The organism is Streptomyces sp. NPDC055962, assembly GCF_042270185.1.
Classification (GTDB): Bacteria; Actinomycetota; Actinomycetes; order Streptomycetales; family Streptomycetaceae; genus Streptomyces.
In genome coordinates, this window is record NZ_JBHJYN010000016.1 from 58,765 (window position 1) to 76,425 (window position 17,661).

At 73.1% G+C, this 17,661-nt stretch carries 15 protein-coding genes; 9 read left to right on the forward strand and 6 right to left on the reverse strand.

Translation table 11 applies throughout. The annotated features are described in order from the left end of the window. Positions 1 to 62: 62 nt before the first annotated feature. Together ACFC51_RS31935 and ACFC51_RS31940 are read left to right on the forward strand one after the other, a co-directional pair. A complete protein-coding gene (locus ACFC51_RS31935) occupies positions 63 to 3,032 on the forward strand; it encodes a BTAD domain-containing putative transcriptional regulator (RefSeq protein ID WP_376532120.1) in 2,970 nt (989 codons plus the stop codon). Between the two features lie 192 nt (positions 3,033 to 3,224). After that, the gene (locus tag ACFC51_RS31940; RefSeq protein ID WP_376374593.1) at positions 3,225 to 3,398 is read left to right on the forward strand and encodes a hypothetical protein; all 174 of its coding nucleotides are present in this window, start codon (positions 3,225 to 3,227) and stop codon (positions 3,396 to 3,398) included. Between the two features lie 125 nt (positions 3,399 to 3,523). Here ACFC51_RS31940 and ACFC51_RS31945 read toward each other — a convergent pair whose 3' ends face one another. Further along, positions 3,524 to 4,060: a hypothetical protein gene (locus ACFC51_RS31945; protein ID WP_376532122.1), complete on the reverse strand. Its 537-nt coding sequence runs from the start codon at positions 4,058 to 4,060 to the stop codon at positions 3,524 to 3,526. Positions 4,061 to 4,276: 216 nt separating this feature from the next. On the opposite strand from ACFC51_RS31945, the gene ACFC51_RS31950 reads away from it, so the two are divergent. Next, positions 4,277 to 4,948: a hypothetical protein gene (locus ACFC51_RS31950; RefSeq protein WP_376381252.1), complete on the forward strand. Its 672-nt coding sequence runs from the start codon at positions 4,277 to 4,279 to the stop codon at positions 4,946 to 4,948. Between the two features lie 15 nt (positions 4,949 to 4,963). Here the strand turns inward: ACFC51_RS31950 and ACFC51_RS31955 are convergent, their stop codons facing one another. Both ACFC51_RS31955 and ACFC51_RS31960 read right to left on the reverse strand, forming a co-directional pair. Then, positions 4,964 to 7,327: a PQQ-binding-like beta-propeller repeat protein gene (locus ACFC51_RS31955; RefSeq protein WP_376381249.1), complete on the reverse strand. Its 2,364-nt coding sequence runs from the start codon at positions 7,325 to 7,327 to the stop codon at positions 4,964 to 4,966. A gap of 204 nt (positions 7,328 to 7,531) precedes the next feature. Then, positions 7,532 to 8,326 (reverse strand): VOC family protein, encoded by a 795-nt coding sequence (locus ACFC51_RS31960; RefSeq protein WP_376381246.1) that lies wholly within the window; start codon positions 8,324 to 8,326, stop codon positions 7,532 to 7,534. Between the two features lie 434 nt (positions 8,327 to 8,760). On the opposite strand from ACFC51_RS31960, the gene ACFC51_RS31965 reads away from it, so the two are divergent. The 5 genes from ACFC51_RS31965 (at position 8,761) to ACFC51_RS31985 (ending at position 13,075) form a co-directional block, all read left to right on the forward strand. Further along, positions 8,761 to 9,408: a TetR family transcriptional regulator gene (locus ACFC51_RS31965; protein WP_329231657.1), complete on the forward strand. Its 648-nt coding sequence runs from the start codon at positions 8,761 to 8,763 to the stop codon at positions 9,406 to 9,408. Positions 9,409 to 9,552: 144 nt separating this feature from the next. After that, complete coding sequence (locus ACFC51_RS31970; protein WP_376378063.1) at positions 9,553 to 10,218, forward strand: pyridoxal 5'-phosphate synthase; 666 nt, start codon at positions 9,553 to 9,555, stop codon at positions 10,216 to 10,218. A gap of 69 nt (positions 10,219 to 10,287) precedes the next feature. Then, positions 10,288 to 11,199, forward strand: coding sequence for a zinc metalloprotease HtpX (gene htpX / locus ACFC51_RS31975; protein WP_376378060.1), 912 nt, complete (start codon positions 10,288 to 10,290; stop codon positions 11,197 to 11,199). A 10-nt stretch (positions 11,200 to 11,209) separates the two neighbouring features. Further along, on the forward strand, positions 11,210 to 11,800 hold the full coding sequence (locus ACFC51_RS31980; RefSeq protein ID WP_376378057.1) for a hypothetical protein: 591 nt from the start codon (positions 11,210 to 11,212) through the stop codon (positions 11,798 to 11,800). A gap of 90 nt (positions 11,801 to 11,890) precedes the next feature. After that, positions 11,891 to 13,075 (forward strand): flavin-containing monooxygenase, encoded by a 1,185-nt coding sequence (locus ACFC51_RS31985; RefSeq protein WP_376378054.1) that lies wholly within the window; start codon positions 11,891 to 11,893, stop codon positions 13,073 to 13,075. A gap of 55 nt (positions 13,076 to 13,130) precedes the next feature. Here the strand turns inward: ACFC51_RS31985 and ACFC51_RS31990 are convergent, their stop codons facing one another. From ACFC51_RS31990 to ACFC51_RS32000, 3 genes are all read right to left on the reverse strand, one after another. Further along, the gene (locus tag ACFC51_RS31990) at positions 13,131 to 14,477 is read right to left on the reverse strand and encodes a hypothetical protein (RefSeq protein ID WP_376378051.1); all 1,347 of its coding nucleotides are present in this window, start codon (positions 14,475 to 14,477) and stop codon (positions 13,131 to 13,133) included. A gap of 135 nt (positions 14,478 to 14,612) precedes the next feature. Then, positions 14,613 to 15,953, reverse strand: a complete 1,341-nt coding sequence (locus ACFC51_RS31995) for an MFS transporter (RefSeq protein ID WP_376378048.1) — start codon at positions 15,951 to 15,953, stop codon at positions 14,613 to 14,615. Positions 15,954 to 16,019: 66 nt separating this feature from the next. Continuing rightward, complete coding sequence (locus tag ACFC51_RS32000; RefSeq protein WP_376532124.1) at positions 16,020 to 16,361, reverse strand: DUF2809 domain-containing protein; 342 nt, start codon at positions 16,359 to 16,361, stop codon at positions 16,020 to 16,022. 254 nt (positions 16,362 to 16,615) lie between these two features. Here ACFC51_RS32000 and ACFC51_RS32005 point away from each other — a divergent pair, with 254 nt between their 5' ends. Then, entirely contained in the window at positions 16,616 to 17,605 is a 990-nt protein-coding gene (locus ACFC51_RS32005; protein ID WP_376532126.1) for a GlxA family transcriptional regulator, read from the forward strand. Positions 17,606 to 17,661 lie beyond the last annotated feature (56 nt).

Consider the following 17,661-nt stretch of genomic DNA (forward strand, 5'->3'; position numbering starts at 1 on the left):
TACCAGCGGTACGGTGCGGCGGGACCGGCAGGACCGGCGGGGCGAGCAGGACAGGGGGCATCATGGACCGCGACAAGGGGCCGGGCGTGCGCGTTCCGGAGCAACGCGCGCCTCGGGAACAGGCCGGGGACCGGCTCCGTTTCACCGTGCTCGGCCCCGTACGCGCCTGGCGGGGCGGCGAGCCCCTGCCGTCGGGCTCCCCGCAGCAACGCGCCCTGCTGGCCGCCCTGCTCCTGCGCGACGGCCGCACGGCCACCGCCGCCGAGCTCATCGACGCCCTCTGGGGGGACGACCCCCCGTCCCAGGCCCTGGCCACGGTACGGACGTACGCGTCCAGGCTCCGCAAGACCCTGGGCCAGGACACCCTCGTCAGCGAGTCCGGCGGCTACGCGGTCCGGATCCCCCGTGAGGCACTGGATCTGACGCTCGCTCAGGACCTCGCCGCCGAGGCGGAGAAGGTCCGCGGCGGCGGGGACCGCTGCCAGGCACGCACCCTGATCAACAAACTGCTGGGCCTCTGGGACGGAGAGGCGCTCGCCTCCCTCCCGGGCCCGTACGCGGAGAACCAGCGCAGCAGCCTGGAGGAGTGGCGGCTCCAGCTCACCGAGACCCGCCTCGACCTCGACCTGGAGGTCGGCTGCCACGCGGAGGCCGTCTCCGAACTGACCGCGCTCACCGCGGCGCACCCCCTGCGTGAGCGGCTGCGCGAACTGCTGATGGTCGCCCTGTACCGCAGCGGCCGGCAGGCCGAGGCGCTCGCGGTGTACGCCGACACCCGTCGGCTGCTCGCCGAGGAACTGGGCGTGGACCCGCGCCCTGAACTCGCCCAGCTCCAGCAGCGGATCCTGCGGGCCGACGAGGAGCTGGCCCGCCCGGCGGACGAGCCCGCGGCCGCGGCCGCCCCGCTCCGGCCGGCGCAGCTCCCCGCCACCGTCCCGGACTTCACGGGCCGCGCCGCGTTCGTGCGCGAACTGGGCGACCAGCTGGTCAGTGCCGAGAGCTCCGTCATGGCCGTCTCCGCGCTGGCCGGTATCGGCGGCGTGGGCAAGACGACCCTCGCCGTGCACGTCGCCCACCAGGCGCGCCGGCACTTCCCGGACGGCCAGCTGTACGTCGACCTTCAGGGGGCGGGCGCCCGGGCCGCGGAGCCCGAGACCGTCCTCGGGGCGTTCCTGCGCGCGCTGGGCACCGCCGACTCCGCCATCCCGGACTCCCTGGACGAGCGGGCAGCCCTCTACCGCTCCGCGCTCGACGGCCGCCGCGTCCTCGTCCTGCTCGACAACGCCCACGACGCGGCCCAGATCCGGCCCCTGCTCCCCGGCACGGAGGGCTGCGCGGCCCTGGTCACCAGCCGGGTCCGCATGGTCGACCTGGCGGGCGCGCACCTCGTGGACCTGGACGTGATGTCCCCCGAGGAGGCGCTCCAGCTCTTCACCCGGATCGTCGGCGACGAGCGCGTCCGCTCGGAGCGCGAGGCCGCGCTGGACGTGGTGGCCGCGTGCGGCTTCCTCCCCCTGGCCATCCGTATCGCCGCCTCCCGGCTGGCGGCCCGCCGCACCTGGACGGTCTCGGTGCTGGCCGCGAAGCTCGCCGACGAGCGCCGCCGCCTCGACGAGCTCCAGGCCGGCGACCTCGCGGTGAAGGCCACCTTCGAGCTCGGCTACGGCCAGCTGGAGCCGGCACAGGCCCGCGCCTTCCGTCTCCTGGGCCTGGCGGACGGCCCGGACATCTCCCTCGCGGCGGCCGCCGCCCTCCTGAACCTGGACCCCCGCACCGCGGAGGACCTCCTGGAGACCCTGGTCGACACCAGCCTCCTGGAGTCGGCCGCCCCGGGCCGCTACCGCTACCACGACCTGGTGCGCCTCTACGCGCGCGCGTGCGCGGAACGGGACGAACAGCCGCCGGTGGAGAGGGAGCTGGCGCTCTCCCGGCTGCTGGACTTCTACCTGGCGACGGCTGCGGGGGTGTACGCGCTGGAGCGTCCGGGGGAGCGCGTGCTCGACCACTTCTCGCGCACCGCCTATCCCGGGCTCGTGTTCCAGGTCCGTGAGGCCGCGCTGGACTGGCTCTTCTCCGAATCCAGCGGGCTCCTGGCCTGTGCGGCCCAGTCCGCGGGCTCCGGCATGCCACGACGCGCCGCCGATCTGCTCATGGCCATGGTGGACCTGGGGGAATCCGGTGCCGACTCGCACCAGTTCGCCACCGCGGCGAAGGCGGTGAGCGACGCGGCGCGGACAGCGGGCGACGCCCAGGCCGAGGGCCGGGCCCGGACGATGCTGACGCACGCCCTCAGCGTGTCCGGACGGTTCGCGGAGGCCGAGACCGAGGCCCGGCGCGCACTGGAGCTCGGCAGGCTGGCCGACGACCCGGTCGCCCTCGGACAGGTCCCGAACCAGCGGGGGATCATCGCCCTGTACGAGAACCGGCATGCCGACGCCGAGAACCATCTGAGCGAAGCGCTGGCCGCCTTCCGCGCGGACGGCAACAAGCCCGGTGAGGCCTCGGCGCTGTGCAACCTCTCCCGGGTCCATCTGGCCACGGGACGGACCACGAGCGCCGTGGACCTCGCCCAGCAGGGCGTCAGCATCTACGAGGCGGACACCTCGGGTCTCGCGCTGCGTCTGGCCAACGGGAAGTACGCCTTGGGGCTGGCGCTCACCGGGACGGGGCGGACGGCCTCGGCGCAGCAGGCGCTCACCGAGGCGATGGCGATATTCCGGGACAGCCGGCAGCAGCTCTGGCACGGAATGACCCTGTTCCGGCTGGCGGAGCTGCACCTCACCATCCGTCAGCCCGCCCACGCGGCATCCCACGCCGAGCACGCGCTGGCGATCCTGCGAGGGATCGGGGGCGAGTGGCGCCGTGCGAACGTGCTGACCACACTGGGCCGGGGGCTCGCCGGCATCGGCCAGACGGACCGCGCCCAGGTCTGCTGGAACGAGGCGCTCTCGGTCTTCGACGAGCTCGGGTCCCCCGAAGCCGCCTCGGTGCGGGAACTCCTGGCCCCGGCTCCTGTCACCAAGGCTTCCTGACCGGCGTTCATCAATCGTTTATCGCCCCGCGGCACTCTCTACTCATCGATCCGTCGCGTCGGGGGGCAGACGGATCGGCGAGTGGCCTCACCGTTAGGGTGATCGGCCCTGGGAGCCCGCCCGGCGATCCACGGGGGAACCGCCGGGCGAGCTCCCCATCCGTGGTAACCACCTTTTCAGGAGTTGAGCTGCATGGCCGACAAGAGCGACATCCTCAAGCCCGCGGACGCGCACGCCACCGGCGAGGAGATCACCACCAAGGACGCCCACGCCACCGGTTCGCCGCTCAAGCCGGCGGACGCGCACGCCACCGGTGAGGAGCTCACCACCCAGGACGCCCACGCCACGAGCGAGCCGGCGAAGTAGACCTTCCCGCACGGGGGAGCGGCCGCGGCGGCGCGGAGGGGGAGCCGTCGCGGCCGCTGCATGTCCGGACACGTGAGCAGGGGCCCGAGCCGTACGGCTCGGGCCCCTGCTCACGTGCGGGGCGTTCAGAAGGTCGATTCGGCCGTGACCACGCAGCGCTTCACACGGGAGACCAGGCCCGGGCTGTCCATCTTCACCGTCACGGTCTCGGTGTCGCCGTACACGAGGTCGACCGTCGCCTCGCCGGTGTCGACGGTCAGCCCCTTGGCGTCCACGAACGTCACGTCGACCTCGTAGGTCTGTTCGGTCGATGCCGTCGAACGGATCTCGACCGTCGAGGAGGTCACCGCCTTACGCTTGCCCTTCCTGGGCTGGGCGCAGCGGACGACGCGGACCACGGGGGCGTCCGAGGCGGTGGGGCCGGGCGTGGCCGACTCGTACGTGGAGCCGCCGGACGAACTCGACGAGCTGTCGTAGTCGTCATCGTCGTCATAGTGGTGATAACTTCCGTTGCTCTTCTTCGAGTTGGAGCATCCTCCACCCCCGGAGCCACTGCTGCGGCTCTTCCCGCTCTTGCCTCCGTGGCTGGACGTGGAGAATCCGGTGAGCGCGAGCACCACCACGACCAGTACGGCCGCGAACCTCATCTGTCGCCGCATCATCGATGCAGCCCCCCTCGCTGTCGTCGTCGGTTCCCGGCCGTCGCACGACCGCGCGACACCGTAACGCACAGCATTCCCGGCCCTCACCCGTGGTCCCGTCATGACCCTGTCACGGTCTGGTCATGGTCTCCGATGGCAGGCGGGATCGGCCGGGCGTAGCGTCGAGCGCGGGAGCGGTGCGCACAGCCGCGCGCGCCCCGGCCCGGGAGGCTGTCGATGATCCGCAATGTCCTCGGCGCCGTCGTCGCCCTCGTGGGAGCGGCGGCGGCCGTGCAGAGCCCGTTCCGCCGTTGGTACGACACCCGCCTCGGGCGGGACTACCGCATCCAGGACCTGTTCGGTGGCATCACCGACGTCTCCTCGTCGGTGATGGCCTCGATCCTGCTGCCGTTCCTCTTCGCCGCGCTGCTGACCCTCGTGGGGGTCGTGCTCCGCTCGCGTTCGGCGGTCGCCCTCGCCGGTCTGGTCGTACTCGGTTTCACCGTGTTCTGGATGGTCCGGCTCGGTCGGGCGGAGAGCGGCCTGGTCCTCGACGGCGACGGGTCCGGCCTCGGCTGGGGTGTGGCCCAGGCGCTGGCGGGCGGTCTCCTGATCCTGCTGGGCTCACTGCTGATGTCCGGGCGCCGCCGGGCCGCGCGCCCCGGCCGGAACGCCCCGGAGCCGTATCCCGTGCCGCCGGACGACCGCCCGGACACCTGGCCTCCGACGCAGGAGCCGGGTCCCGCCGCGTACACGTCCCAGGCTCCGGAGCCCGAGGCGGATCCGTACACCGGGCCAGGCAGGCACCGGGCGTCGCCCGCCGACGAGGACACCGCCGAGTACCCCGTGCAGTACCCCGACGAGGGGGAGCGGCAGGACCGGGACCGGTACCACCCGCCCCACCCCTGAGAGGCTTCCCCGGGCTCAGGCGCGCGCCCTGTTCCCCGTCCCCGTGCCCTTCAGCGCGTCCAGGGCGTACACGCAGCGGTCCTTGCTGCACGCGTACACGACGCCGCCCTGCGCGACCGGGGAGCCCGTGATCTCGCCGCCCGTGGCCAGCTTCCAGCGGAGCTGGCCACCCGCCGCGTCCAGCGTGTAGAGCACGTGGTCCGCCGATCCGAAGTGGACCCGGCCGTCCGCGACCACCGGTGCGCCGACGACCTCGCCGCCCGCGGCGAAACGCCACTTCGGCGTGCCGGTCACCGCGTCCAGGGTGTACAGGGCGCTGCCGCTGCCGACGTGCACGTTGCCCCCCGTGACCAGCACGGACTCGGCGGACTTCCGGGCCTCCGTGGCGATGCGCCACCGGTCCTTGCCGGTCGAGGCGTCCAGCGCGTAGACGGTGCCCAGGTAGTCGGCGAGGTAGACCCCGCCGCCCGTGACGGCCGGTCCCGGCGCGAAGGCCGGCGGGGAGAGGAAGACGGCGGGCGACTCGAAGTGCCAGCGCACCCGGCCGGAGACCGCGTCCACGGCCAGCACGCGGGTCCCCGCCGCGACGTAGACGAAGCCGTCGGGCGCGGGGGTCAGCCGGACCGGCACGCCGCCGCAGGAGGCGGCGTCGCCGACGGGGTAGGACCACCGCTCGCTGCCGGTGCGCGCGTCGACGGCCCGCAGCCGGGCGTCCTGCCACAGGTAGACCGTGCCGTCGTGGATGACGGGTCCGGCCTCCGCCGTCTCGAAGTCCGTCTGGACGCCGGAGGTCTCCCACAGCTTCTCGCCGCTGGACGCCTCCCACGCCTGGACGCCGCCGCCCCGCGTCCCGGTCAGGACGGTGCCCCGGTCGGCCTTGAGGGAGTACACCCACGCGTCGGTCGAGAGCCGCCACCGCTCGGCGCCGGTCGCCGCGTCCAGGGCGTAGAGGGACGGTCCGTCCGACGCGTGGATCCGGCCCCCGTCGACGGCCATCGACCAGGCGACGTCGCGGGTCTTGAACTGGCGGCGCCCGTTGCCGACGTCCAGGGCGTGGACCTCGAACGACGTCACGTAGAGCAGATCACCCACCACGACGGGGGTGCCCCACACGTCGTTCGACATACGGAACCGCCACGGCCGCCAGCGCTCCGGCGCGGCGGGCGCGGTGTCCGGGGCCTGCGCGGGTGCGGGCACCGGAGCCGTCGGGGGCGTGACGGCGCTCCGGCCGCCCGGCGCGCGCACCCAGCCGGTGGCCGGGTCGGCGTGCGCGGCGGCGGGTCCGCGTACGTCCACGGGGCGCGGGCCGGGCCCGATCGGCACCTGGGCGCCGGCCAGCCGTACGGGCCCGCCGTCGTGCGCGGACACCGGGGCGGGGGCGGTCCGCAGGTCACCGCCGCCGCGCCAGGCACCGTCCGCACCCGGCGGGGGCTGCTGCGGGGGCGGGGGCACGGCCACGGGGGCCGGGGCGACGGTGACGGTCCGGCCGCCGCCGCGGCGCTGCTCGATCATCGCGGTGGCGACGGTCGGCAGCCAGGCCGACGCGGTGCCGCTGTCGTCGCTGCCCGAGGCGAACAGGTGCGGGGCCAGCTGGGACTGGAGGTCCGCCGGGCTGGGCCGCCGCTTGGGGTCCATCTGCATGCAGGACTCGATGAGCGGGCGCAGGTCGTCGGGGAGCCCTTCCGTGTCGGGGCCCTCCCGCAGCAGCATGAACACGGTCTCGACCGGGTTCGCCCCGTGGAAGGGCGCGTGGCCCGTCGCCGCGAAGACGAGCGTCGAGCCCAGCGAGAAGATGTCGCTCGCGCCGGTGACGCTGCGCGAGTCACGGGCCTGCTCCGGAGACATGTAGGCGGGTGTGCCCACCGCCACGTTCGTCATGGTCAGGCGGGTGTTGGAGACGCCGGACGCGATACCGAAGTCGATGACCCGCGGCCCGTCCTCGACCACGAGGACGTTGGACGGCTTCAGGTCCCGGTGGACGAGGCCCGCCCCGTGGATCGACTGGAGCGCCTCGGCGATCCCGGCGGCCAGCCAGCGCACGGCCTGCGTCGGCATCGGCCCGCACTCACTCACTATCTCCTCGAGGGAGGGGGCGGGGACGTACGCGGTGGCCAGCCAGGGCACTGCGGCCCTCGGGTCGGCGTCGACCACGGCGGCCGTGTAGAAGCCGCTGACCGCGCGAGCGGCCTCCACCTCACGCGTGAAGCGGACCCGGAACAGCTGGTCCTCGGCCAGTTCCGTGCGGACCGTCTTGATCGCCACCCGTCGGCCCGACGCCGACCGCGCCAGATAGACCAGCCCCATGCCGCCGGCCCCGAGCCGTCCCAGCACCTCGAACGGGCCGATCCGCCTCGGGTCATGCTGCGTCAGCTGCTCCACTTGCCTGCCACCTCCCCGTACGGACCTCAGGAACAGAAGCCCGCGAAATCCCGCCCTGTGCAGCGTCTCACCACTGGGCACCACTTGGCGGTGCGCACCCTGATTCTTCCTGGCTCGGGCCCCGGTTGCGAACCCGGGGGCGGATCGGGGTGTCTTGTGGCACTCCACCCCTTTCAGGACAGCTCCGCGGCGGCTCCGGGACGGCTACGGCAGCAGCTCGGCCGGCTGGAGCACGGCGAAAGCCGCACCCTGATCGTCCTGGAGGACCGCCATCCGCCCGTACGGGATGTCCAGGGGCGGGGCCGTGATCCGGCCACCGAGGCGGGCGGCGGTCTCGACGGTGCGGTCGCAGTCGGCGACGGCGAAGTAGGTGAGGAAGTAGCTGGGGAGCATCGCGGGGAAGGCGTCCGTGAGGAGCGCGCGTCCGCCGACCGCGGTGTCCTCGCCCGGCTCGGTCCCGGCGGGCGACCAGACCCGGAAGTCCTCCGTCGTCCCGGCCTCGCCCGGCAGTTCGATGTCGGTCCCCAGGAAGCCGAAGACCTCTTCGTAGAAGGCGTCCACCCGCTCCGGCTGCCGGGTGTAGACCTCGGTCCAGCAGAAGGCGCCCGGCTCGTTCTGCTTCTCGAAGCCCGCGCGCCCGTCCGCCTGCCAGAGGCCGAAGACCGCGCCGCCGGGGTCGACCGCCTGGGCGAGGACCCCGGCGGCGCCGGCCCGCACCGGATCGGTGATCACCTGTCCGCCGGCCGTGCGGACCAGGGCGACGGTGGCGCGGATGTCGTCGGTGGAGAAGTAGACGCCCCAGGTCGTGGGCATGCGCCCGTCCTGTTTGGCGGCGAGCGCGGCCACGAGCCTGCCGTCGCTGTACGCGTCGGCGAAGGGCATGCCGTCACCCGCGTGGAAGGTCCAGCCGAAGAGCCCGCCGTAGAAGCGCTTGCCGGCCTCCAGGTCGGAGAGCTGCACATCCACCCAGCACGGCGCGGACTGCGCGAATACGGCCATGACCCGGGTCCTTCCGTGGCAGTGAGGTCGCGACGGCCCGTGGCGGTGCCTCTGTGGATCAACCGTGGGCCGCGGCAGGGCAGCCGTGACGCCCGTCACACTCAACGTAGCGTCGGGGGCCGCACAGCGCGCCCCGGGCGGCCCGAATAGAACTTTTGCCCGAATCGTGAAGCTTCTGCGACCGACGTGGACACAGGTTGTCCACCGAAGTTATCCACAGGCTGTTGATAACAAGATCCCATCGGGCCCTCCCCCGGGCGGATACACGGGCCATTCGGCAAAGCCCTGCCGGCGACTTCCTCCTGTGCGAATTCCGCGCGGAAAAGGCCGCGCGGACCACGGGGAATTGCGCTGTCCACCCCGTCCGCACTGGGGCGTTCCCCATTTGCAGTCGGTCAGATCGCGCTCGGATCACCCCTCGGTAAGCTGACGGCATGACAGGACAAGTACGCACCGTCGACGGCCGCGTGGCTGGTCGGCGAGGCCAGGCGACGCGGCAGAAGCTGCTCGACTGCCTCAGCGAGATGCTCAGCTCCTCGCCGTACCGGGACGTCAAAGTCATCGACGTGGCCCGGAAGGCGGGGACTTCACCCGCGACTTTCTACCAGTATTTCCCCGACGTCGAGGGCGCCGTTCTCGAACTCGCCGAGGAAATGGCCAAGGAAGGTGCCGGACTGACCGAACTGGTCGGCGGCCGCTCCTGGGTCGGCAAGGCCGGCTGGCAGGCCTCCGAAGAACTCGTCGAGGGATTCCTCGACTTCTGGCGCCGTCACGACGCGATCCTCCGCGTCGTCGACCTCGGCGCCGCCGAGGGGGACAAGCGGTTCTACAAGATCCGCATGAAGGTCCTGAACTCGGTCACCAACTCCCTGACGGACGCCGTCAAGGAGCTCCAGTCCAAGGGCAAGGTCGACAAGGACGTCAGTCCCGCCGCGGTGGCGGGCTCCCTGGTCGTCATGCTGGCCGGGGTCGCCTCGCACCAGAAGGGCTTCACCACCTGGGGTGTGAAGCAGGCCGAACTCCGTCCGAACCTCGCCCTGCTGGTCCATCTGGGCATCACCGGCAAGAAGCCGGTCAGGTAGGCCCCGGCAGCCCCCGACTCCCCCGCACACGCCGGGCGCCGCGCACCCCGCGGCTCCCCCCGTCCTGTCGCGCCGACGGCGGACCACACCCGTGGTCCGCCGTCGGCGTTTCCGCACCGGGCCGCGAGGCGGTGGAATGGGCCCATGAGCGATGCACAGAAGGACTTCCGCGACCTGCTCCACACGCAGCGCGTCTGGGACGCCCCCCTCCCCCGCTTCGATCCGTCGGACGCGCCCGCCGCGCCCCTCCCGCTCTTCCACGCCTGGTTCGCCGAGGCGGTGGCGGCCGGGCAGACCGAACCGCACACCATGACCCTGGCGACCGCGGACGCCGAGGGCCGGCCCGACGTCCGCACCCTGATGCTGCACGACGCGGACGAGCGCGGCTGGCACTTCGCGACCCATGCCACCAGCGCCAAGGGCCGCCAGCTCGCCGCCCGCCCCCACGCGGCACTCGGCTTCTACTGGCCCGCCCAGGGCCGCCAGGTGCGCGTCCGGGGCACGGCCGTCCCGACGAGCCGCGAGGAGAGCCGGGCCGACCTGCGGGCCCGGTCCACCGGCGCCCTCGCCTCGGCGCTGACCGGGTCCCAGAGCGAGGTGCTGCCCGCACCCGAGGACCTCGAACGCGCTTCCGGGGCCGCCTGGGAACGGGCGCGGGCCGAACCGGACGCCGAGGTGGAGAGCTGGACGCGGTACGTGGTCGAGCCGCAGGAGGTGGAGTTCTTCCAGGGGGACGACCGCCGGCGGCACGTACGGCTGCGCTACCGCCGAGGCGGCACGGGCTGGATCCGCGAGCTCCTCTGGCCCTGATGCCCCCTTCACACGGTTTCTACGGGAAAGGGGCACTATGGGAGTCAGGTGAGCTGCTGGAGGCACCACATGGCACGAGCCCGTTCCCGTTACGCCCCGGACCGCGGTCTGACCACCCGCATGGTGAGCACCATGTTCTTCATCGGTCTGCTGTACGTCGTCCTCGTGGGCGTGCTCCTCGCCGTCCTGCGCGGCGCCTGGCCGGTCGTCCTGATCGTCACGGGCGGTCTGTTCGTCGCCCAGTTCTGGTTCAGCGACCGCATCGCCGCGTACGGCATGGGCGCCCGCGAGGTCACCCCCGAGGAGGCACCGGAGCTGCACGGCGCGATCGACCGGATCTGCGCCCTCGCCGACATGCCCAAGCCCCGGGTGGCCGTGGCGCGGAGCGACGTGCCGAACGCCTTCGCCACCGGCCGCAGCGAGAAGACGGCCCTGGTCTGCGCCACGACGGGTCTGCTGCGCCGGCTGGAGCCCGAGGAACTGGAGGGCGTCCTCGCCCACGAGATGTCGCACGTCGCGCACCGCGACGTGGCGGTGATGACGATCGCGTCCTTCCTCGGCGTCCTCGCCGGGGTCGTCACCCGGGTCGCCCTGTGGGGCGGCTTCGCCCGCAACAGCCGGGGCAACGACCCCGCGGGCATCATCATCATGCTCATCCCGCTGATCAGCGCCGTCGTCTACGCCCTGAGCTTCCTGCTGACCCGGCTGCTCTCCCGCTACCGCGAGCTCTCCGCCGACCGCACGGCCGCCCTGCTCACCGGCCGCCCCTCGGCCCTCGCCTCCGCCCTCACCAAGGTGAGCGGTCAGATGGCCCGGATCCCGACGGAGGACCTGCGGAAGGCGGAGCCGTACAACGCCTTCTACTTCGTGCCCGCCTTCGCGTCGAAGGAGAGCCTGGGCCGGCTGCTCTCCTCCCACCCGACCCTCGAACAGCGCCTGGACCAGCTGGCCCGCATCTCGGCCGGCCTCTCCCACCCGTGAAGGAGCTCCCGTGGGACTGCTCGACAGCATCCTGGGGCGCAGCAGGCCGGTCCGCCCCGACCTGGACCAGCTCTTCGCCGTTCCGTCCGCCGCGCTCACCCTCCAGGCGGGCACCGGCTTCGCACCGACCGGGCTGGGCTCGGTCTGCTTCGCGGGGGTGGAGGGCGGTACCTTCGCCCGTGTCCGGGAGGACGTACGGGAGTTGCTCGACGCGGACACCGGGCGTGGCGGTGTCCCCGTGGAGTTCAGCCAGGACGCCTACGGCTACACCTGGCTGCTGGCCCGCCAGGAACCCGGCGGCGAGGGCACGGCCGCCCTGGTCAACGACCTGCACGCGGTCAACACCCTTCTCCGGGACGGCGGCTTCGGCCCGCATCTGCTCTGCTCGCTGATCGGGTTCCGCGATCCGGAGGGGCGCGCGCTGGCGCTGGTGTACCTCTACAAACGGGGCACCTTCTATCCGTTCGCCCCGGCGACGGGCGGCGGGGAGAGGCGCGACAACCAGCGCGAGCTCCAGGTGCGTGCGGTGCTCGGCGACGACCTCCGGGTGGAGGGCGATCTCTCCCGCTGGTTCCCGGTGTGGGGCGCCCCCGGTCTCTGAACGGCGGATCCGGGCACCCGTGATCATTTCGCAACCGATTCCCGTCCGGACCGGAACCCATCATGTCCATGTCCCATTACGCTCCGAACCATGCCCGAACGCACTTCCCCCACCGATGACGCCCTTTCCGCCTCCGTCGACCGCACCGACGGCCGGCCGGTCTACGTGATCGGCGGCGGACCGGGCGGTCTCGCCGTCGCCGCCGCTCTGCGGGAGCACGGCGTACGCGCGGTGGTGCTGGAGAAGTCCGGTCACGTCGGCGCGTCCTGGCGCCGCCACTACGACCGGCTGCACCTGCACACGATCCGCCGCTGGTCCGCGCTTCCGGGGCTGGCGATGCCCCGCCGGTTCGGGCGCTGGGTCTCGCGCGACGACATGGTGCGTTACCTGGAGAAGTACGCCGAGCACCACGAACTGGAAGTGGTGACGGGCGTCGAGGTCTCCCGGATCGACCGGACCGCCGACGGCTCCGGCTGGCAGCTGAGTGCCACCGGCGGCCGGGTGCTCACCGGGCGGGCGGTGGTGGTGGCCACCGGCTTCAACCACACACCGCGGGTGCCCGGCTGGCCCGGCCGCGAGGGCTTCGGGGGCGAGCTGACGCACGCCTCGGAGTACCGCAGTCCCGCCCCGTACGCGGGCAGGGACGTGCTCGTCGTGGGCATCGGCAACACCGGTGCGGAGATCGCCGTGGACCTGGTCGAGGGCGGCGCCTCCCGCGTGCGGATCGCGGTCCGCACGGTCCCGCACATCGTGCGCCGCTCCACCGCGGGCTGGCCCGCCCAGGCGACCGCCGTCCTGGTCCGCAGGCTGCCCGTCCGGCTCGTCGACGTGGCCGGGCGCCTGATGAGCCGCGTCTCCGTCCCCGACCTGGCGGATCAGGGACTTCCCCGCCCGGACACGGGCCTCTACTCCCGGGTGAAGGAGGGCGCGATCCCCGTCCAGGACGTCGGGCTGATCGACGCGGTGAAGAGCGGCCGGGTGGCGCCGGTGGCGGCCGTCGAGTCGTTCGACGGGGACACGGTGGTCCTGGCCGACGGAACCCGGATCACCCCGGACGCGGTGGTCGCGGCGACCGGCTACGAGCGGGCCCTGGAGGGCCTGGTCGGCCACCTCGGCGTACTGGACGCCCGGGGCCGCCCCTCGGTGCAGGGCGCCCGCACCCCGGACGGCGCTCCGGGCCTCTACTTCACCGGCTTCACCAACCCGATCAGCGGCATGCTCCGCGAGATCGCGCGGGACGCGCGGAGGATAGCCGGGAAGCTGGCCGAGCTCTGAGGGTGCCGCCGAGGGTCCGGACGGCTCCGTGGTCCGGACCCTCGGCGGCTCTGCGTCACACCGCGGGAAGCGGATTCACCGTGACCCAGCCCTTGTTGTTGCCCGGCTTCGGGTCGAAGGGGAAGCCCGTGCCGGTGATCACCGGCTTCAGGGCCACCCGGCCCTGGGCCCCGGGGACGACGGTGTCGACGCGGAGGCTGAAGCGGAAGGTGCGGACCGTGTCCTCCAGCACCCAGTACGGCATGTCGCACACGTAGCGGGGGGCACCGAGCCGGCCCGGGTGGTAGCCGCCGGACAGCGTGCGCGGCTGACACGAGGCGGGCGCGCCGGTGACGGTGACGCCCTCGGGCACCGTGAAGTCGACGAGGGCGACCGCGTCGCCCGAACCGAGGTTGCCGATCCAGGCCGGCCCCTTGTTGCTGAAGGTGAGGGCGGCCTTCACGGTCTCCCCGACGGCGCCGGTCACCTTGGAGCCGCGCACGGCGAAGTCGGCGGTGCCGGCCGCGTTCACCGCGACGATGCCCCAGTTGTCCTCGGTGTCGAGGTCGGTGGCTCCGCCGGCCGGCTCGACGTGGAGGTCGAGGCGCTCCCGGAGGGCGTGGTCCCTGACCGCGATCCACAGCGGCTCCGGCAGCGTGAAGCTGTCACCGGGCTCCAGCACCTGGCCGAAGGAGCACTGGGCGTGGGACGAGGGCGGGCCGTCCTCGCCGCCCGCCTCCGTGTAGACGCAGGCGTCGTACGCCGAGTCGAAGCCGAGGCCGTAGGACGCGACCATGCCGAGGGTGAACCCCTGGGCGGGCTCGTTGCCCTCGTTCGTCACCGTGAGCGGCACGATCGACGCGGAGCCCGGGGCGATGCCGTCGACCGGGGCGAGGCCGCCCAGGACGAGGTTCGGGCCGGATCCGACGGTGAACGCCGTGTCGAAGGAGTCCCGGGGGGCCTCAAGCGTCCCGTCGGGGCCGCCCGTGGCGGTCGCGGCGTAGGTGATGCGACCGTGTGCGCCGTCCTGGGCGCCGTCCGCCGCGCGGACCTGGAGCCGCACCTGGGGGCTGTAGTCCGCCCCGATCGCGGGCACCTGGGGGACGGTGCACACAGCGGTCGTCCCGCTCGGCGCGCAGTTCCCGGGCCAGGTCACCTCGGCCACCCCGGCGAGGCCGGAGACGTCGACGGTGAGGCGGCCGTCCGTGACGGTGAAGTTCTCGTTGTCGTGGTACAGGCCCACGTCGACGGGGGTGCCGGTCCCGGCGCCGGCCTGCAGGTTCTTCTCCGACGGCGCGTTGATCCACAGCTGGTCGGTCTCCGCGGCCGACGCCGGCGCGGACACCCCCGCCAGCAGGACTCCGGCGGTTGCGACGGCGCACACGCCGAGGCGTACGAAGGGATGGACAGAGACGGGTCTCATGGTTCTCCAGTGACTGGGCACGGGGCTCTCCCGCCGGCGACACGCTTGTCTCCGGCGGAAGTTGGACGATCAAGGAACGTCCGGGGTTGTGCGCCCCGCGCCCGGGGTTGTGCGCCGGTCCCGTCCTGGCGGGGATCAGGCGGCCACGGCGGGGAGTCCCGGATCGGCCGTCCGTCCGCGGCGGATCATCAGGGCCATCAGGGCCGCCGTCGCGCACAGCGCTCCGGAGGCGTACCAGACGAGGTCGTACGAGCCGGTCACGTCCCGGACGACACCGCCGAGGAACGCCACCAGGGCCGCGCCGACCTGGTGCGAGGCCAGGACCCAGCCGAAGACGATCGCGCTGTCCTCGCCGTACTGCTCCCGGCACAGGGCCAGGGTCGGCGGGACCGTGGCGACCCAGTCCAGGCCGTAGAAGACGATGAAGAAGACCATCGGCGGATGCACCGCCGGGGCCATCAGCATCGGCAGGAACAACAGCGAGACACCGCGCAGCGCGTAGTAGACGGCCAGGAGTCTGCGGGCGTCGAAGCGGTCCGTGAGCCAGCCGCTGAAGACGGTGCCGATGATGTCGAAGACGCCGATCACGGCCAGCAGCGAGGCCGCAGCAGTGATCGCCATGCCGTGGTCGTGGGCGGAAGGCACGAAGTGGGTGCGGATCAGGCCGTTGGTGGACGCCCCGCAGATCGCGAACGACCCCGCCAGCAGCCAGAACGGCCCCGTACGGGCCGCGTCGAACAGGACGCGCACGGTGCGGCCCGCGGCGCCCCGCGCGGGGGCCGGCTTCTCCACGTAGGCGCCGCCGTACGGGGCGAGGCCCATGTCTGCCGGGTGGTCACGCATCAGGAGCCAGACGAACGGGACGACGACGAGCGCCGCCATCGCGACCGTCACCGTGGCCGGCCTCCAGCCGTGCCTGTCGACGATCCAGGCGCACAGCGGCAGGAAGATCAGCTGTCCGGAGGCCCCGGCCGCGGTCAGGATCCCGGTGACCAGTCCGCGGCGGGCGACGAACCAGCGGTTGGTGACGGTCGCCGAGAACGCCATGGCCATCGAGCCGGTGCCGAGGCCGACGAGCAGGCCCCAGTAGAGCATCAGCTGCCAGACCTCGGTCATCCAGTAGCTCGCCAGCGCTCCGGCCGCGACCGCGCTGAGCGCGACGACCACGACCCGGCGGATGCCGAACCGGTCCATCAGCGCGGCCGCGAACGGCGCGGTCAGCCCGTAGAGCGCCATGTCGATCGAGACGGCGAGACCGATCTCGCCGCGTGACCAGCCGAACCAGGTGTGGAGGGGGTCGATGAGCAGGCCGGGCAGGGAGTTGAAGGCGGCGCCGCCGATGATCGTCACGAAGGTGACGGCGGCGACGATCCACGCGCGGTGGATCCGCGGGCGGCGTGTCCGCGGGCGGGAGGGGCCTTGAGGAGCGCTCTCGACCGGCGCGCCGTCGGTTGTCTGGGTCACGCCGCCCAGCATTCGGCCGCGTGCCGCCCCCGGGCGAGTGGCCGGAAGGACACGCTTCGCAGGGATCGGGCCACCGGGTCAGGGGCGCGCGAGGGCACGCCCGCGCACCAGTCGGCTGTGGACGGCCCAGGCCAGAGCCGCTCCCACGGCGTACCAGAGCAGGTCCGGGGCGTTGAACGTGGAGCCGAGCACCAGCCGTGCCACCGCACTCCGCCGGGCCAGATCGGCCGGTACGCCCGTGAGCTGGGCCAGCTCCACCACCCAGCTGACGGCGAGGGCGGCTCCCGCGGCGGTCAGCGGCCGCACCCGGGGGGCCAGGAGGACCACGAGGGTGTGGATCAGCACGGTGTAGAGGGCGTCGCCCGTGTACTTCGCCACGTCCCCGCCGGCCGCCGCGCGCACACCGAGGCCCGCCGCCACGGTGACGAGCGCCGCCGCGACCGCCGCCGCGCGGACGGATGCGGCCGGAGGGACGGATGTGGCCGGGACGACCGAGGGCGGCGGGGGAACCGGTGCAGTCGGAGGGACTGGTTCAGCTGAGGCAACTGGCGCAGCTGGGGCAACTGGCGCGGTCGGGGGGACAGCTGCGCTCACGGTCGGCTTGTCGTTCATGACCGGTACGTTTATCAGGCCGCACCCGGTAGCACGCAGTCCGCGGGAGAACGGGAGTCCGTATGCGCCACCGCGTGGTCGTCCTCGCGCTCGACGGGGTGATCCCCTTCGAACTGGGCATTCCGCAAAGGATATTCGGCCGGGCGCGGAGTGCGGAGCCACCCGCCGCCGGTGAGGAGCTCTACTCCGTCGTGACCTGCTCCGTCCGGCCGCCGGGCCAGGTCCGCACCGACGCGGACTTCAGCATCATGGTCGAGCACGGCCCCGCCGCGCTCGCCACCGCCGACACGGTCGTCGTCCCGGCGTCGTACGAACTCGGACCCGTCCACGAGGAAGGCCGGCTCACCGACGAACTGGCCGACGCGCTCGCGTACATCGGACCGGGCACCCGGATGGTCTCCATCTGCACGGGCGGCTACGTCCTCGCGGCGGCCGGACTTCTCGACGGGCGCCCCGCCACCACGCACTGGTCCTCGGCCGACCACTTCCAGCGGCTCTTCCCGAAGGTCCGCGTCGACCCGGACGTCCTGTTCATCGACGACGGCGACGTGCTCACCTCGGCCGGCGTGGCCGCCGGGATCGACCTCTGCCTGCACATCGTGCGCCGCGACCACGGCACAGCCGTCGCCAACGACGTCGCCCGCCGCACGGTCGTGCCCCCTCATCGCGACGGCGGCCAGGCCCAGTTCGTCCGGCGCCCGATGCCCGAGCCGGGGCTCGCCACGACGACGGCCGCGCGGGCCTGGGCACTCGGGCGGCTCGACCAGCCGATCCTGCTGCGCGACATGGCGAGCCAGGACGCGATGAGCGTGCGCACCTTCACCCGCCGCTTCCGCGAGGAGGTCGGCATCAGCCCGGGGCAGTGGCTCACCCGGCAGCGGGTGGAGCGGGCGCGGCATCTGCTGGAGTCCACGGACCTGTCGGTCGACCAGGTGGCGCGGGGCTCCGGCTTCGGTACGGCCACCTCCCTGCGCCAGCACGTGCAGGCGGCCCTGGGGGTGTCGCCCACGGTCTACCGGCGGACCTTCCGGTCGACGCTCACGGACCGCTGAGGGACGGCTCACGGACTGCTGGCGGACCGCCGAGGGACCGCTGCTGGACCGCCCGA

Bases quoted from the DNA above. Each gene is read 5' to 3' on its own strand.
- ACFC51_RS31995 (WP_376378048.1), bottom strand. From the start codon at position 15,953: ATGCTGGGCGGCGTGACCCAGACAACCGACGGCGCGCCGGTCGAGAGC.
- ACFC51_RS31935 (WP_376532120.1), top strand. From the start codon at position 63: ATGGACCGCGACAAGGGGCCGGGCGTGCGCGTTCCGGAGCAACGCGCG.
- ACFC51_RS31940 (WP_376374593.1), top strand. From the start codon at position 3,225: ATGGCCGACAAGAGCGACATCCTCAAGCCCGCGGACGCGCACGCCACC.
- ACFC51_RS31950 (WP_376381252.1), top strand. From the start codon at position 4,277: ATGATCCGCAATGTCCTCGGCGCCGTCGTCGCCCTCGTGGGAGCGGCG.
- ACFC51_RS31985 (WP_376378054.1), top strand. From the start codon at position 11,891: ATGCCCGAACGCACTTCCCCCACCGATGACGCCCTTTCCGCCTCCGTC.
- htpX (WP_376378060.1), top strand. From the start codon at position 10,288: ATGGCACGAGCCCGTTCCCGTTACGCCCCGGACCGCGGTCTGACCACC.
- ACFC51_RS31965 (WP_329231657.1), top strand. From the start codon at position 8,761: ATGACAGGACAAGTACGCACCGTCGACGGCCGCGTGGCTGGTCGGCGA.
- ACFC51_RS31990 (WP_376378051.1), bottom strand. From the start codon at position 14,477: ATGAGACCCGTCTCTGTCCATCCCTTCGTACGCCTCGGCGTGTGCGCC.
- ACFC51_RS31970 (WP_376378063.1), top strand. From the start codon at position 9,553: ATGAGCGATGCACAGAAGGACTTCCGCGACCTGCTCCACACGCAGCGC.
- ACFC51_RS32005 (WP_376532126.1), top strand. From the start codon at position 16,616: ATGCGCCACCGCGTGGTCGTCCTCGCGCTCGACGGGGTGATCCCCTTC.
- ACFC51_RS31945 (WP_376532122.1), bottom strand. From the start codon at position 4,060: ATGATGCGGCGACAGATGAGGTTCGCGGCCGTACTGGTCGTGGTGGTG.
- ACFC51_RS31960 (WP_376381246.1), bottom strand. From the start codon at position 8,326: ATGGCCGTATTCGCGCAGTCCGCGCCGTGCTGGGTGGATGTGCAGCTC.